Below are 16,223 nucleotides of genomic sequence, written 5' to 3'. Positions count from 1 at the left end.
TGTGTTCGCTGGCCGCTTACAGCCCAACGAACGCGGATGGCTAATGTCGTCTGCGTGCGTTGGGTGATTTAGTTGTTGTGTAGAGGGAGGTTAGAAAGCGGAATTAACTTTTATGTAGATTGTGACGTCACGTATAAGTTCTGCTTGATCAACGGAGCCAATGATGCAGTCTTCATCATCGGTCTCTCTATAGTTGCCCCAAACATTATCGAGAAGTAGTGTAAGTGTTTCTGAGTAGTCTACCGGTTTTGCGCCTATGTTCCATGGAAATGCTTGGCTGCTTGAGTTAATCCAGTGTCGAACATGTTTCTTTTGATTCGTTGCGTATCGTGCAGGTGAGAAATGAGGAATGCAAATCAGTTCAGGCTTTAGACTTAGATCGTTATCAAAAGAATCACTGCTCATTTCATCATGGCTTTCGTGTTGTAGTTCGCCGTAATGCACAAGTATTTTATCTACAGTAGATAAATAGGCTTTTAGTTGTTCTGTGTTGAAGGGTTTCCCCCCTCGCATCCACACAGATAAGTCGAAGTCCGGAACTAAGGGGTGTAAGGCAAGGAGTTTGCTGAGTGATAGACGTTTTTCTGTGGCTAAAACATCTGAGGCCCATTTTTTCCAAATGTTAATGTCGCTAGTTATTGCGCCGTCATGTCGGCTTGCCTCTCGACTGTTTGACGTGGTCGCGATAAATCCTGTAACGCCGCTGAGCTCTCCGCACCATAAACCTTGAAAGGTAATTGACGCGGATCTAACTGATATATAACGAGTACCTATAGCAAGCTTTCCTATTGGGTTGCCTTCGTTGTCAGTCAAGGTTGTCAATGATGAAGCATCACAAGCGGTGCGTTCTTGAATCTCTTTATCGCTGCATTTTTTCCAGTCATTCGCTGTAATGATTTTGTACGGTGTCTCATTGTTATATTGGCAATATATATCGATGTCTGCCATAGGGAAAATGGTTTTTACTAAGCTTTCAAGCTTGAGATTCAACTTTTCAGTGTCGGTTAGGCTGGTTTCATGGCTTAAATAGTCCATGGAACCTTCCGTTTTTGGATTCTTAAGAAGTTCTTTCAGTGTTCCATCTTTAAGTGCTATTTTTATCTCGGTCCCTTGAGTTCTTAGTCTTTCTTTTATGCTAGGTTGTGAAACTGTGGGGCGGTCAGAAAGCCCATGTTCAAACTGCATTTTCCATTGAGACTCTTCTCCTGTCTTTGGTTCAAATCTTCGTGTTATTATGGAAATGTTTTCTCCAAGCATGAATGCCGAGAAAAAGCCGATTCCGAATTTACCGACCGATTTAAATTGCGTGCTGGCCAATCCTGGAAGTTCACTTCTTAAATGTGCAGATCTCCAAAGTGAGGTTCCGAAATCGGTGAGTACATTTGTAAGAACGTACTTGCTCATGCCCAGCCCATTGTCTTTAATAGTGATGTGGGCGCCATTTTCGTCAAGATTTAACGCGACGGTGATCTTTCCCTCGTGCTCACTGATGTAGCCCAAATTTCTGAGCGCTCGGATGGAGTCAGCTGAATTCTGAATTAACTCCCGAACAGCTACATACGGATGCTCGCCATAAAGTGCAGCGCCTCCTAGATTTGCTATGACAAATGGTATGTTGCTAATTTTCGGTGATGTGTCGATTGGCTCCCATCCGACTGTTCGGACATGTTTCGAGAAAAGCTCGACAGATCCAGCCCCTATAACACGTTCTGCTGCAAATTGTGTTCTGCCAAACTCGCCCAATATGCTATGGGCATGGCGCAACTCTTTATCCACCATGTTAATAGTGTCATACGCAAGCCACCAAGCTCTTTTTTCTGAAGCGCTGAAGTTGGAGCCGGCAGTAAATTTAAGTTCATTACTATTTGTAAGGCGAGGTACACCCATTTTAGCTTGAAAGCGCCAGTGCTCTTGAGATACCCCCTCTGGTTGTTGCAGTGCAAATAAAAACCATGGAGCGCGTTTCCCGTCTAAATGGGCAGCGTCTGCGGTTCTCAGAATGAAAGCAATTTTAAGGGCGTCAACGTCCCAGTTGGTGTGTTCTAAGCAAGATGGAGGAGATAAAACTCGCTTCTCGAAGACTTGAAGTACTTCAGACGTACTCCAATGGTGACTGGCGGCAAGTTCGCCGATTAGATCTCCGTAATATTCCCTGAGTTCAAAGTCTTCAATTATATACATCTGGTCATCACAGCCAGGTATATTCCACTTGAGTTTAGGAAGGTTTTTCGCTTGGTCCGCATGCAAGTGACGAAGTGTGAAAAATAACGCTTGTTTTTCTTCTGGACTGCCTGGAATGGGATCATTTTTATCAAAGTTTTGACCTATTAGATCTCTCCATTCTATAGTTTTCTTGATTTCCTCAATTCCTCCAGTAAATGCTTCCTTTGTGTGAGCGGAATCATGGAGAAGAAAGGCTCCTCCTAGAACGTATGCCTCTGCTTCATTTAGTGGGTAGTCAGTTCCTAAAATCTCATCAGCTAATCGCCATAGTGAGTCTACGTGACTTATATCGTGTACAGTTAACCCTTTTAGTTGGGTGTGGATGTCAGCAATTAGGTGTTTAACGTTATTGCGAGCAGAAAGAAAACTTCCTCTTAATTTATCACGCTCTGCTTTATGTTCGGTTGAATTGCTATTTAATGTGCGGTTGTATAGTGCGTAGCCGACAGGCATTTCTGGCATTATTTCACTCCTTGATTTTTCAATGCGCTTTAACGGTCGTTTGCTCTTCAATAGCGTTCGGTTGTTTGTGGGTGATTTTTAACCGGTTTTGATTCTTAGCTGAAATAACTTTATCTAAGCTAAAGCTATCAAATTGCCATGCTCGCGTCCACCACCTGATTTTGGAGTTTTTAAATCCTAAATTTGGGCGAGGCCTTTAGCGAAATAATCTTCGCCTCAACGTAGACTGAGGTAGACAACTGAGCAGGTGAGGTTGCCAAACGTCGATTATTTTAGCGAATGATTAGCAGCTTTCGATTGCTCCCTAATCGCTTCCAGATCAATAGAGCGGTGAGTCCATAGTAATATCGGGAAGCGTTGGAGTGGTCTTTCAGGTGATGATCGAGAAACCAACGTATATGTTTAAGTTGCCATGTCCACGGATTGGTTCGTTGCCAACGTTGCTGGATGGCAGCTTGCATAATTCGAGCTTGTCTTACGTGGCGGTGCTGAGTGACTTTTGAGCCAGCCAAAACGCCACTTAGGAACATTGCCATATCAAAGGGCTTGGTCACGCTGGACCTCCAATGTAGGCCGAAACTACATTGAGTCGTTTATGCCCGAGCTCTAAGCTGATCTGTTGCCGGACCTGTTGATCAAGGTTGTGGTCAATGCGATAGCCGTCGCCACCATTGATCGGGGCGGCGTGGCCCGTGAGCTGTGTGTAACGTTCGCAGGCGTAGGCCGCTCGCAACTCATGAAACCCCTTCAAGCCCTGCTTCTGTAGTAATTCACGGACCGGCTGCACCCTCTGTTTCAGGAACTTGGCGTAGCTTTCGCACGGGGCCAGCAAGTTGCGACTGCCAACCGGTGAGGCGTGACAGGCCATTTGCAATGCCGCCTTCACTTCATCATTGACCACGACCCAGCGCGGCGCCGAAGCTCCGGACCGGCCACCTTTGGTGCCGTCCTGAATATTGATGCGACCGAATTGCTTCGCTTCGCGTTGCAGACGCGGGAGATCAGCCAGGATCGCTTCGCGCAGGCGCATACCGGTTGCGCGAGCCAAGCAAACAATCGCCGCGACACGGTGGTGTTGCTGTTCGCGAAGCGCTTCAATGACTCGCTTTACCTGTTGACGATCTTGGCCGTCTGGTGGCCGTAAGCGGATGCTTGATCGCTGCATGCCGAGTGCCTTGCTCGGGCTGGCGATTTTCACGTACTGGTCGCCGCGTAGTGCTGCGAGGGTACGGTTTACGCTACTCAGACGGTTCTGCGCGGTGGCGATGCAGATTTCACCTTGTTGGATTTGCTGACGCAGGTGTGTGGCGTAGCTGTGCAAGGTACTGCGATCTATCTGGCGGGCGTCGTTATAACCGGGGCCGTCCGCTGACCGACACCACTTCACGAAAGCCTGCCAGCGATCACTGTGTGCTTTGACCGTAGCGAAGTGGCCGCCGGCAAACATATCTTTCAGCGCTTGTGGGCCGGCATAGCTGAGCTGACGGCCGTAGCCAAAGTTGCGGCCATCACGCCGGCCGACCAATGCCATCGGCTTCACCGTTTTCCGTGTCTTGCAGAAAGCGCAGCACCGCTTTCCAGTGGGCGCTGATCTTGTTCACTTGTTGCCAATGTGTGGGACGAATAATCAGGGCGTTTTGCTGATGCCGCAGCATTACTCCCTCTTCGCGCAGTTGGTGGATCAGTTGGCCGATGTCGACAGGCCCTAAGATGGGTGTGGCGACAACGGCGACAGTGGCGACATTCCTTGTACTTGCTGCTCTGAAGCTTGGCGACGAGGCGGCGACGGAAGTGGCGACACTCCGCAATGCAGGTCGTGTCTGATGCTGTGCCTGGTAACGGCGCACCGCGTCATTGAGGCGGAACATGGTGCACCTCGAATGTCTTCCCGTCAGGAGAGTCCAGCCAGCTATGTGAGATCAATTCGACCAGCAGCGTAATGGTGTGATGACTGCTCTTGCGGGCAAAGCGGGGGCCATTGCGATTGAGGTCGCGGACGGTGAATTGAGTCCAGCCTTTTTGCGTCAGCCAGCGCAATAGTCGATCCGCCTCCTCGCGTAACGTGTTGATGGGCTCTTGCTCCGTCAGGCGCTGGATTTCGGCCAGGTAGTAATCCATCAGCGTCGAGGCGCGCTGGATATGGGGTTCGTCCACTACATGCGTGTCTTCAATCACCGCCAATACCCCGGCGATACGCAGCACATTGGCTGCTGCTTTTCCGGCTACTGATTGAATGCCGGACAGCTCGCCAAACTCACCAGATTGGCATTCGATGGTGTTGTGAATATCGATCCAGGCAGTGCGAGCGCTGGGTGTCAGTTCCAGCCTGTCAGGGTTAAGTGAGCCGTCGTTGTGTAGCGACAGCGGCTTATCCAGCAGAGCGGTAATGCGCGCTTGATAGCGCTGCATCTTGGCATCTCGCGTCAGGTCGACTGCCTTGTACAAGCGCCGACCCACCAGGCGTTCGGGCCAACTGATCAGGCAGCGCCCAAGGATGCCTTGGCCAGTGATCATCCGGTCTGTGAGTAGCTGGTTGGCCAGGTAGGGTTGCAGCATCAGATGCAGGCTGAGAGGCGATCATAAGCTCGTAGGCTTTCGCCAGGCGTGGAGCGCGCCCGGTCTATGGGGCTGCCATCCCAGAGCGCTGACAGGGTGGTGATGGCCTTGAGTTGGTTCTCTTTGCTCATGGTGCTGCTGCCCAAAAACTGGCCGCCCTCATCGTTGAATAACCCCATGCTGGGCAAGCCCTGGCATAGGTTTTTGATCAGGGCTTCAATCGTGGGTTCGGCGATGATCAATCTGGGTGGGACGGGTTCGGATAACTCACGAGCTTCGTGCTTTCCTCGAATGGCGGCGCGATTGGATTTCAGTTGCTCCAAATACAGCATCCACTGTCGCCGCTCCCACTCACGTGCAGATGCTAGCGCCAGATGATCCACTGCGCTTTTACGATCACCTGACGATGCCACCGTCAGCATGTAGAGGGACAACGGATAAACACGGCCATCGAGCTGCACATTGGCGTGCGACTGGGTCACCAGGGCGGCAGTGGCTAACACCGATTGCGCAGCCATGGCGCAGGGCACGCCGATCACCTCGGCCATGCGTTGGACGGCTGGCCCTAATATCTGTCCCAACGCTTCGACCGGATATGCCAGCGGCTCGGGCCGGTATTCCAGCAGCGGCCGTGGCAGGTCGAACACTTCGCACAATTGCATCGTCATTCTCCTGGTGTTTCGAATTTCTCCCTCACTCTCCCCGCCACGGTTGTTGAGTGTTATCAGGGATCAAGGCCCCTGCAGCCTGTGAGGGTTGTCCACTTACGCGGGACGGGCGGCTCTTTACGACCGGGAGCTTGGGCATCTCATGATCTGGCCTCCTGAGCACCGATAACGGTGGGCGGGTGGAGGCTGCGCTGGCTGACGAGACCAGCGCCGCGAGATCCTGAGTCTGTTACAGGCAGTAATGCGATGACCAGGGCGTGCCTGACTGTCAGTCAGGTGCAGTCCATTCCGTGGGCTGCGGCACCATCATCTGCATTGCTGCTGCGGGTGACATCGGGGTTTGTCACGCCGATTGTCACTGGGACAAACGCTGCAATGTGTTGTCCGGCAAGGGCTGCGGCAGTGATTTCGGCGCCCGTCTCTTTCCTGGAGAAAGAGACGGGCGTGGGCTGCCGCATTTGCACTGTGGATAAGTTGGCTTCGATCACGTTGGGCGTGACTGCGCGCCTAATTGGAAGCGAGCGCGCATGGGCTGGGACCACCACTGTAGGGCGTAGCCTTAAAGATCCCTGGCTACCTGGGTAATGCTGTCGATGACAGCGCTCTACGGCTCTGGTGTAGCGCGTGCTCGGAGGGTGGTCAACCGTGTATGGGGTGGGGTTTTTAGGCGATGGATGTGTATGGAAGACGGTGGCTTTGAATGGACGGTGGGCCGTTCGTCGGTTTTTAAAGTGAGCCCCTGAGGACGGGAAGGCAAAGCCTTCCTGCCCTCAGGGGCTGGGCCTTAAAAGCTTGTGGGCGATGCAGATGGTGGCGACGGTCGCCGCTTTGTCGCCATGCGCAGGACCGCTAAATAAGTGGGTTGTCGCCAGTGTCGCCGCTGTCGCCAGTAAGAACTGATTAACGAAACGGGATGACGTTCCCGTTTTTGTTTTCATGAATGGCCGTCACCGACAAATTGCCGGTGGCGGCTTTTTGAATGTAGTCGCTCCACCAAGTCATCATCGGGCGTCTTCGCTCGATGTAGTCCGCTCGGTTGTACGCGCTTCGGACTTCGTCTTTGTCGACATGGGCGAGTGCGACTTCAATCAACTCCGGGTCCCATCCATGTTCGTTGAGGATGGTGCTGGCCATTGATCGCAGGCCGTGGCTGACCAATCGATCCTGGAAGCCCATACGCTTTAATGCCATGTTCGCGGTCTGGCTGTTTGCGTGTGTACGCGGATTTCGGTCGGCCGGAAATACATGTTCCCGGTGGCCGCTGTAGGGCTTGAGTGTCTCTAGCAGCGCGAGCGTCTGGTCGCTTAGGGGGATGGGGTGCGCACGGCGTTTTTCATGCGCTCCTTTGGGATGGTCCAGATGCGTTTCTCGAAATCTATTTCTGCCCAGGTCGTCCCGGCAGCCTCGGCAGGGCGAGTCATGGTGTGCAGTTGCCATTCGATCAGGCAGCGGGTGATGCGTTTGATGCTGGCGTTGGCAATCGCCAGCATAAGGTCGGGTAGTTCTTCGGGAGGAAGTGCCGGCATGTTTTCTTTTTGCGGCTTTTTGAAGGCTGCCCGAATGCCGCTGAGCGGGTTCGCGAAGATCAGTCCGCAGTTGACGCCGTAGGCCATGATTTCGTTGAGACGTTGGGAAAGTCGCTTGACCGTCTCCAGGCTGCCTTTGGCCTCGATGGGGCGTAGGAGCTTGATGATCATCGGCGCTGTGATGTCCGCGAGCGGCGTGGTTTTCAAGCTGGGGAACACATGCAGGGTGAGCGAGCGCCAGATGTCTTCGGCGTAGGCCGTGGTGACGGAGTGTTTTTTCAACTCGAACCAGGCGGTGGCCACATTCTCTAGTGTGTGTTCGTTCTGCGCTCGCTTGGCTTCGTTATCTGCCTTGCGCTGCACTTTGGGATCAATGCCCTGTGCCAGCAGTTCGCGCGCTTCAATCACCTTCTTCCTGGCGTTCGCCAGCGAGAGCTCCGGGTACGTGCCAAGTCCCATGTTGATGCGGTTTTTAGTAACCGGGTCGCGGTAGTTGAAGTTCCACAGCATCGAGCCATTGCTCCTGACGCGCAGCTGTAGGCCCTCACCATCGCTGAGGACGTAATCTTTATCTTTTGCCTTGACCGTCTTGAGCTGGCGGTCGGATAGGCGATGGGCTTGCGCAGGCATGAGAGCTACCTCTGACACCGTTTTGGTATTCCAAAAAATAGCACCAGAAAGCTTGGAATACCATTTGGAATACCAAAACGAGCGGAACTCAAAATGCCTCTGCGGAAGCCAACAGCCCTGAAACCCTTGATTTAACTGGATTTAAGGCACAAAAAAAGACGTCCGTGGACGTCTTTAGTTGATCAAATGGTGGAGCCGGGGGGATTTGAACCCCCGTCCGCCAGTACTCCGCTGTCGGTACTACATGCGTAGCCGTTTCTATTAAGTTAACCCTCAGCGACCCGAAGGGCAGGGTGCTTTGGGCGAGTTGTGTAAGTTTTAGCCGCTTCGTCCACAACGTACTGCACGGCGATTCTGTTCTATATGACAATCACTTTGGGTTTACAGACATCCCCTGGTGATTGCTGGACCCGAAGGTACCAGAAGCTCAGGTCTAAGGCTGCTTACGCAGCGATAGCGAATTCCTGGCCGTAGTTTTCGTCATTGGCAACTATAAGTAGTTGCAACAGTGGATTTACGAGTTCTGTTACCAACTCGGCATGCACCTAAAGTTTCGCGACCGGCGTCGAATCCTAAACGGCCCCGTGCTTGTAACTCGTTGTTTCTTAGTGAGTGACAAGCCTGTGCAGTGTACGCCAAACGGTCACCGAAGGCCAACCCGAAGGTTGGCCCTAATGCTTACTTGCCGCCTTTGTTGCTGTTTTGCAGGTCTTGCAGGGCTTTGTTGGTGACTTCGATGCACTGCTTATCATCGCCAGACGCGTGAAATGCCATGGCCTGGGAGACGACCGTGTCGATTTCGCCACTTTTGCCGGTGGTGTCGGTGGCCAGCGTCGCTTTGGCGTTGTTGAGTTTATCCAGATTGATCTGGCACAAGTCTTTGTCACTGCCGGCCGCGAAGACCGGGGACGCCAGCATCGCAGCGGTAATGAACAAGCCAGCAAGAGCGGAACGCTTCATAGGGTATCTCCTTGCGCAAAGGGCTCGACGCTGCTGGCGTTCAAGGGCTGCCAGCGACATCACTGATTGGCCTCGTTCGTTGAGGCCTATTCAAGTGACTGCATCGGCGCGCAGGGGTTCTGTTTTTTTTCAGGATTAGTGGGCGCGGGCCTGGGTAACGCGGTCTACGAGGTACACCAGCCCGTGATAATCAATGCCCCCATGCTGGCTCAAGCCGATTTCGCAGGTTCGGCTGGTGGAGATGCCTTCACTGCAATATTGCACGGCTTCCTTGAGGGAACGCAGTGAGTGGGCATTGAGTTCTGGTGTGGTAAAGCCCTTGTCGCCGGCAAACCCGCAGCAGTGAATGCCTTCCGGGATCACCACGGTTTTGGCGCAGCGGCGGGCAAGGTCGATCAGCGCCTGGCTTTCTCCCAGGTGTTGGGTACTGCAGGTGACGTGTACGGCGATCGGCGCTTCCTGGGGCATGAAATCCAGGCGGTCCATCAGGTGCGTGCGGATAAATCGCACGGGGTCGTAAAGATCCAGGCGGGTTTCGCCCAAGTCTTGCACCAGGCGCAAGGTACACGGGCTGGTATCGCAATAGATCGGGTCGAGGCCGCCGCGGCTGGCGTGGAGCAAGGCACCGATCAGTTCCTGGCGCTTGTGTTCTGCCTGTTCGGCGTAGCCTTTGGAGGCGAAGGGCTGGCCACAGCACAGACTGTCCTGATTGTCGGGAAAGACGACCTGATAACCAGCCTTTTCCAGCAGGCCACGGGTTTTGTCGTACAGCGACATTTGCTCTTTATCACCGGCCGCCGGGCCCATGGCACGTGAGACGCAGGCTGCCAGGTAGACCACCCGAGGCCGCTCATCCGTCACAGTTGGGCTGAACCGAATGGCCTTTTCCGGTTGTGGCATGGCGTTGCTCCACTGCGGAATTTGCCCCTTGGACAGTTTGGTCACCCTGGCAGACAGCTTCGCCAGGCGAGGTGCGCCGAGCAGCATGCGTGCACCATTGGCAACATGCAGGGTAAAGCGCGCACCTTGCAGTACCGTGGCGAAATGGGTGGCAAGCCATTCGGCGGTTTTCGTACGGTCGGCGTCACGGCTGCGCAGCTTTTTCACCAGGTCGCCGGTATTGATTCCCACGGGGCAGCGCTGGGCACATAACCCGGTGGCGGCGCAGGTGTCGATGCCTTGATAGTGGTAGGCGGCTTCCAGTTCGGTGGTGTCGACGCCGGTGCGTTTTTTCGCCTGGATGTCGCGCCAGATCACGATGCGCTGGCGCGGGCTCAACGTCAGGCCTTTAGAAGGGCACACCGGCTCGCAGAAGCCGCACTCGATGCACTTATCCACAAGCTCGTCGGCCGCAGGCAGTGGCTTGAGATGCTTGAGGTGGATCTGCGGGTCGTTGCTGAGCACCACGTCCGGGTTGAGAATGCCGTTGGGGTCGAGCAGGCGCTTGAGCTGCCACATCAGCTGGTAGGCATCGCTGCCCCATTCCAACTCGACGAATGGCGCCATATTGCGGCCGGTACCGTGCTCGGCTTTCAGCGAGCCGCCGAATTCGACGGCCACCAGTTGCGCCACGTCATCCATGAACGCTTGATAGCGTGTGACTTCTTCCGCGCTGTTGAAGCCTTGGGTGAATACAAAGTGCAGATTGCCTTCCAGGGCGTGTCCGAAAAGGATGGCTTCGTCGTAGTGGTGCTTGTCGAACAGTTCGATCAGACGGTTCACGCCGATGGCCAGTTGCTCGACAGGAAAAGTCACGTCTTCGATGATCACCGTGGTGCCGGTTTTGCGCACAGCACCGACGGCGGGAAAGGTGTCCTTGCGGATTGCCCACAGGCGGGCGTTTTCTACAGGGTCGTCAGTGAAGTCGACTTGTTTCTCTACGGGGAAAGCGGCCAGGGAGGCCATGATCAGCGCCAGTTGCTCGTGCAGTAAAGAGGGCGATGCTGCGCGGGACTCGATGAGCAGCGCACAGGCATTTTCCGACAGGTGCTGTACGAAGGCGGGCATGCCGGTTTGGTCTCCACCGAGCGCATGCTGCGTCGATCCAGCAACTCTACGGCTGAGACCGGCTGGGTTTTCAGCACGGTTACCGCGTTGCAGCATGTCTCGACATCCGGGAACACAATCAATGCCGACGCTTTGTTCGGATGATCGATCACGGTGTCGTAGGTCACTGCGCTGATAAAGCCCAGCGTCCCCTCGGAGCCGACCAGCAGATGGCTGAGGATATCCAGTGGTTCATCGAAGTCCACCAAGGCATTGAGTGACAGCCCAGTGGTGTTTTTCAGACGGTATTTGTGGCGAATTTTTGCGGCGAGTTCGACATTTGCCCGTGTCTCGCGACCTAGTGTTGCCAGGCGTTCAAGCAGCGCACTGTGCTGCTCACGAAAAGCGCTGATGCTGGCCGCATCTTCGGTGTCCAGGCAACTGCCGTCGGCCAGCACCAGACGAATCCCGGCCAAGGTGTGATAGGTGTTTTGCGCGGTGCCGCAGCACATGCCGCTGGCATTGTTGGCGACGATTCCGCCGATCTTGCAGGCATTGATCGACGCCGGGTCCGGGCCGATTTTTCGCCCGAAAGGCGCCAGCCAGGCGTTGGCCTGGGCGCCGATCACGCCGGGTTGCAGGCGAATCTGAGTGCCTTGCCCGCGAATCTCGCGGCCGTTCCAATTATCCCCCAGTACGATCAGCACCGAATCGCTTATCGCTTGCCCGGACAAGCTGGTGCCGGCCGCGCGGAAGGTTACCGGCACGCGCTCGCGCTGGGCCAGTTGCAGGAGCGCTACCACCTCGTCCTCCGACTCCACGCGGATCACCAGTTGTGGGATCAATCGGTAAAAACTGGCGTCGGTGCCGAATGCGAGTGTGGAAAGCGGGTCGTCGAAACGCCGATCTTTTGGGATCAGTTGTGCGACGTCAGCAAGGAAAGCAGCAGGCAGGCTCATTGATCCTCCAGAAATGGCTGACGCCGGAATCGTCATCCGGCGTCGGTTCTTACCCTATTACGTGCAGGTCTTAGTGCACCAGCATGCCGGTAAACCAGTAGGCCTGAGCCAGTGTGATCAGCCCGACGATCGTGGCGAAGAACAGGCTGTGCTTAAGGGTAAAGCGGAACAGGTCGGACTCTTTGCCCACCAGGCCGGTAGCGGCGCACGCCACTGCGATCGATTGCGGCGAGATCATCTTGCCGGTGACGCCACCGCTGGTGTTGGCGGCTACCAGCAGCGTGTCATTGACGCCGATCTGGTGCGCCGTAGTGGCTTGCAATGAGCTGAACAGGGCATTGGACGACGTGTCGGAACCTGTCAGAAAAACCCCCAGCCAGCCGAGGAACGGCGAGAAGAACGGGAAGGCAGCACCGGTGCCGGCCAATACCAGCGCCATGGTCGACGACATACCGGAGTAGTTGGTGACAAAGGCGAATGCCAGCACCATTCCGATGGACAGGATCGGCCAGCGCAGTTCGTAGAACGTTTCTTTTAAAGTGGTAAGACCAATCTTGATGTTTATTTTCAGTACCAGCATCGAGATCAGTGCGGAGAAGAAGATCGCGGTGCCGGTCGCTGAAATCGGGTCCAGCTTGAATACCGCTGGGATGGCAGTCGGGTTGGTCACGATGGGGGCGACCTTGACCACCAGTTGATCCAGGTGCGGAATCGCGAAGTTGAATACCCAGCTGTACATCGAACCGCCGGCGGCGAACATCGCCTTGAACGGTTTGAGCGTCCAGATAGTGACCAGTACCGTGAGGATCAGGAACGGCGACCAGGCCTTGAATATCTGTCCCAGGCTGTAAGGCGAGGCGACGGTGCTGCGTGGCAGTCCGAAGCCGCCGGCACTGGCGGTAATGGCTACGCCGGAGGTGGCTCCAGCAATCTGCGCGCCGGCGGTGCGCTTGGGTTGCCAGACTTTCAGGAACAGGGTCAGGGAAATCAGGCTGGCCAGGGCCGAGGTGATGTCCGGCAGTTCCGGGCCGATGAAGTTGGACGTGAAGTATTGGGTAATGGCAAAGCTCAAGCCCGCGACCAGCGCAGCCGGCCAGGTTTCACGAACGCCGCGCAGGCCATCCATCATGAACACCAGCCAGAACGGCACGAAAAGTGACAGCAGGGGCAGTTGGCGGCCGGTCATGGCGCCGATCTTGAACGCATCGATACCGGTCACTTGCCCCGCAACGATGATCGGAATGCCCAGGGCACCAAAGGCGACGGGCGCGGTGTTGGCAATCAGGCACAAGCCGGCGGCGTACAGCGGATTGAAGCCCAGGCCTACCAGCAACGCTGCGGTAATTGCTACGGGAGCGCCGAAACCGGCAGCGCCTTCCAGGAACGCGCCAAAGCAGAAGCCGATCAGCAACACCTGAAGGCGTTGGTCGTCGGTGATCGACAGCACCGAGCTGCGGATGATCTCGAACTGGCCGCTCTTGACCGTGAGTTTGTACAGAAATACCGCTGCGACGATGATCCAGGCGATCGGCCAAAGGCCGTAGGCAAAGCCGTAGCCGGCTGCGGCCAGCGCCATGTCCACTGGCATTTGGAAGGCAAAGATCGCCACCAGTATCGACAGTGCAAGGGTGATGCTGCCGGCCACGTGGCCTTTGAGGCGAAACACGGCCAGGGCCAGGAAGAAAAATACGATGGGAATAACGGCGGCCAATGCGGACAGGCCGAGGCTGCCGAGCGGGCTGTAAAGCTGTTGCCAGGTTTGCATATGGGGTGGCCCCTAATTGTTGTTGGTCAAGCACATCTGAGTCGACTTGGATAATTGGTAATACCAATTTACAATCGCTGGACGCTAGGTTAAAAGCCTTCGGGGGGATGTGTCAATTTGCCGCTCACGAAACTTTGGTCGCATGTTGGGCGGTAAGACCATCTGATCGGATGAATCGAGGCTGTTCTGATAGGTGCTGGAAGGGCGGTGATAGGCCAGAATAGAGGGCCCGGCGAGTGGTCGGGATGGTGGAGAGTGAGTTATGGGGTTTGATCAGGTGCGTCAGCGCCGTTTGTCTGACGATATTGTCGAGCAGCTTGAGGGGATGATTCTTGAGGGCACGCTGAAGTCGGGTGAACGTTTGCCGGCTGAGCGCGCTTTGGCTGAGAAGTTTGGCGTGTCGCGTCCGTCGCTGCGCGAAGCCATTCAGAAACTGGCCGCCAAGGGTTTGTTGGTGAGTCGCCAGGGTGGGGGCAATTATGTTGCCGAGTCACTGGGCTCGACGTTCAGTGATCCGCTGTTGCACCTGTTGGAAAACAATCCCGAGGCGCAGCGTGATCTGCTGGAATTTCGCCAGACTCTCGAAGCGTCCTGCGCTTATTACGCCGCGTTGCGTGCAACCGAGGTCGACCGTGAGCGGCTGACTGCTGCATTCGAAGCATTGCAGGATTGCTATACCCGCGTTGATGAAGTGAGCCGAGCGGAGGAGGGGGCTGCGGATGCAAGGTTTCACCTGGCCATTGCGGAGGCCAGTCATAACGCAGTGTTGCTGCACACCATTCGCGGCTTGTTCGACCTGCTCAAGCGTAACGTGGTGACCAATATCGGTGGTATGTATCAGCAGCGTACGGAGACCCGAGACATGCTGATCAGTCAGCATCGGGAGTTGTACCAGGCAATTATTGAGGGGCGAGCCGAGCAGGCGCGAGACGTCTCAACGCGTCATCTGGAGTATGTGCAGGAAGTATTGGCGGAGGTGCGTCAGGAGGTTCAGCGCGTGGCGCGTGCGGAGCGGCGTAAAGGGATGTAGCCGACGGACTTATTCCGAGGCTACATCATTGCAAGGATTACTCTTCCTTGCCCTTGTTGCGCACGGCACGATGCAGTTCGCGATTGGAGTCGCGTTCGCGCTCGGTATCACGCTTGTCGTATTCCTTCTTGCCCTTGCCCAGTGCGATCTCGCACTTGACCAGGTGCTTGCTCCAGTACCAGGACAGGCAGATGCAGGCGTAGCCTTTCTGCTGTACGGCGGCGGCGAGCTTTTCCAGTTCGCGCGCATTGAGCAATAGTTTGCGCGTGCGCACCGGGTCGGCAATTACGTGGGTGCTCGCGGTAGTCAGCGGGGTGATATGACTGCCCAGCAGCCATGCCTCGCCATCCTTGAGCAATACGTAGCTGTCGACCAGTTGCAGCTTACTGGCACGCAGACTCTTTACTTCCCAGCCGGCCAGGACCAGACCAGCCTCGAACCGATGTTCGATGAAGTAATCGTGTCGCGCCTTTTTATTTTGCGCGATGGTCCCTGTGGGGTGTTTCTTTTGTTTAGCCATAGGGGCGGCATTATAGGGAGTTGCGAGCGTGTCGGCTACGGTCAACCTGCGTGCTTGAGCGTGTTGGTCGAATCCCGGACAATGCGGGCAGTTCTTTGGTTTTTTTCTCTCGCGGATCGGGCTGTTCTTTCGCGATGTTTGCCGCTCAGCTGTGGAAATAACGCACACATGACGACGCATATTCAACGTTCGGCCCTGCTGCCCTATCCGGCTCAGGCGCTCTATGACCTGGTCAACGACGTGGCGCGTTACCCGGAATTCTTGCCTTGGTGTTCTGCGGCTGAGGTGCTGGAAAGCACTGATGAGCACATGGTCGCCAGCGTCGGGGTGGCGAAAGGTGGGTTGGGCCAGCACTTTGTCACGCGCAATGTGTTGGTGCCGGGCAAGTCCATTGAAATGAATCTGCAGGAGGGGCCTTTTACCCAGTTGCACGGTGTCTGGGTATTCAAGGCGCTGACCGACAAAGCCTGCAAGATCAGCCTCGACTTGTCGTTTGATTACGCTGGCCCGCTTGTGCGGGCTACATTGGGGCCTTTGTTCAATCAGGCGGCCAACACACTGGTAGATGCGTTTTGTCAGCGGGCCAAGCAACTGCATGGTTGAGATTGAGGTGGTGTATGCCGCTGCAGATCGCCAGGTCTTGCTGGCGGTGACGGTGGCGTCGGGTACAAGTCTGCGAGCGGCGGTGCAGGCGTCCGGAATTACAATGCTGTTTCCCGATCTGGATCTGGCTGATTGCCCTTTGGGGGTATTCGGTAAAGTTGTCGCGGATGCTGGCGCGCGCGTCGTGCAGCCAGGTGATCGCATTGAGATCTATCGCCCCTTGCTGGTTGATCCTAAAGAGGTGCGTAGATTGCGGGCGGCCAAGGCGGCGATGACCAGGCAGCAGAATTCATAAGCGTGTTAAATATCAGGCAACAAAAAGCCCGGCATGCCGG

The 16,223-nt window shown here is 55.4% G+C and carries 10 protein-coding genes, 1 other RNA gene and 3 pseudogenes; 3 read left to right on the top strand and 11 right to left on the bottom strand.

The features are described 5' to 3' along the window. Positions 1-90: 90 nt before the first annotated feature. The 10 genes and pseudogenes from IQK56_RS21100 to IQK56_RS21060 all read right to left on the bottom strand — a co-directional run bounded on the left by IQK56_RS21100 (position 91) and on the right by IQK56_RS21060 (position 13,735). A complete protein-coding gene (locus IQK56_RS21100) occupies positions 91-2,685 on the bottom strand; it encodes an HD domain-containing protein (protein ID WP_193863832.1) in 2,595 nt (864 codons plus the stop codon). Positions 2,686-2,957: 272 nt separating this feature from the next. Further along, entirely contained in the window at positions 2,958-3,239 is a 282-nt protein-coding gene (locus IQK56_RS31245) for a hypothetical protein (RefSeq protein WP_341869533.1), read from the bottom strand. Then, positions 3,236-4,216: an integrase domain-containing protein gene (locus tag IQK56_RS21095; protein WP_193863831.1), complete on the bottom strand. Its 981-nt coding sequence runs from the start codon at positions 4,214-4,216 to the stop codon at positions 3,236-3,238. The genes IQK56_RS31245 and IQK56_RS21095 overlap by 4 nt, the downstream gene beginning before the upstream one ends. Beyond that, positions 4,194-4,553: a hypothetical protein gene (locus tag IQK56_RS21090; protein WP_045156933.1), complete on the bottom strand. Its 360-nt coding sequence runs from the start codon at positions 4,551-4,553 to the stop codon at positions 4,194-4,196. The genes IQK56_RS21095 and IQK56_RS21090 overlap by 23 nt, the downstream gene beginning before the upstream one ends. After that, positions 4,537-5,903: pseudogene (locus tag IQK56_RS21085) on the bottom strand (YfjI family protein). Before IQK56_RS21085 ends, IQK56_RS21090 begins: the two are co-directional and overlap by 17 nt. Positions 5,904-6,809: 906 nt before the next feature. Further along, positions 6,810-8,065 (bottom strand): annotated as a pseudogene (locus IQK56_RS21080) (integrase domain-containing protein). A gap of 187 nt (positions 8,066-8,252) precedes the next feature. Beyond that, positions 8,253-8,649: a transfer-messenger RNA gene (ssrA, locus tag IQK56_RS21075) on the bottom strand. A 94-nt stretch (positions 8,650-8,743) separates the two neighbouring features. Next, positions 8,744-9,025, bottom strand: a complete 282-nt coding sequence (locus IQK56_RS21070) for a hypothetical protein (protein ID WP_122307113.1) — start codon at positions 9,023-9,025, stop codon at positions 8,744-8,746. A 135-nt stretch (positions 9,026-9,160) separates the two neighbouring features. After that, positions 9,161-11,970, bottom strand: a pseudogene (locus tag IQK56_RS21065) (FAD-binding and (Fe-S)-binding domain-containing protein). 70 nt (positions 11,971-12,040) lie between these two features. Further along, entirely contained in the window at positions 12,041-13,735 is a 1,695-nt protein-coding gene (locus IQK56_RS21060; RefSeq protein WP_099584778.1) for a lactate permease LctP family transporter, read from the bottom strand. Between the two features lie 262 nt (positions 13,736-13,997). Between IQK56_RS21060 and IQK56_RS21055 the strand changes: the two genes are divergently transcribed. Then, positions 13,998-14,765 (top strand): FCD domain-containing protein, encoded by a 768-nt coding sequence (locus IQK56_RS21055; RefSeq protein ID WP_193901812.1) that lies wholly within the window; start codon positions 13,998-14,000, stop codon positions 14,763-14,765. A 37-nt stretch (positions 14,766-14,802) separates the two neighbouring features. Here the strand turns inward: IQK56_RS21055 and smpB are convergent, their stop codons facing one another. Continuing rightward, the gene (gene smpB / locus IQK56_RS21050) at positions 14,803-15,285 is read right to left on the bottom strand and encodes an SsrA-binding protein SmpB (protein WP_003176160.1); all 483 of its coding nucleotides are present in this window, start codon (positions 15,283-15,285) and stop codon (positions 14,803-14,805) included. 168 nt (positions 15,286-15,453) lie between these two features. On the opposite strand from smpB, the gene IQK56_RS21045 reads away from it, so the two are divergent. After that, positions 15,454-15,888: a type II toxin-antitoxin system RatA family toxin gene (locus tag IQK56_RS21045; RefSeq protein WP_122307117.1), complete on the top strand. Its 435-nt coding sequence runs from the start codon at positions 15,454-15,456 to the stop codon at positions 15,886-15,888. Further along, the gene (locus IQK56_RS21040) at positions 15,881-16,183 is read left to right on the top strand and encodes an RnfH family protein (RefSeq protein ID WP_193863828.1); all 303 of its coding nucleotides are present in this window, start codon (positions 15,881-15,883) and stop codon (positions 16,181-16,183) included. Before IQK56_RS21045 ends, IQK56_RS21040 begins: the two co-directional genes overlap by 8 nt. The last annotated feature ends 40 nt before the right edge of the window (positions 16,184-16,223 follow it).

The organism is Pseudomonas cyclaminis (assembly GCF_015163715.1).
In the GTDB taxonomy this organism is placed as follows: Bacteria; Pseudomonadota; Gammaproteobacteria; order Pseudomonadales; family Pseudomonadaceae; genus Aquipseudomonas; species Aquipseudomonas cyclaminis.
Note: the sequence above shows the minus strand (reverse complement) of the source record. Positions and strands in the feature narration are given on the sequence as shown.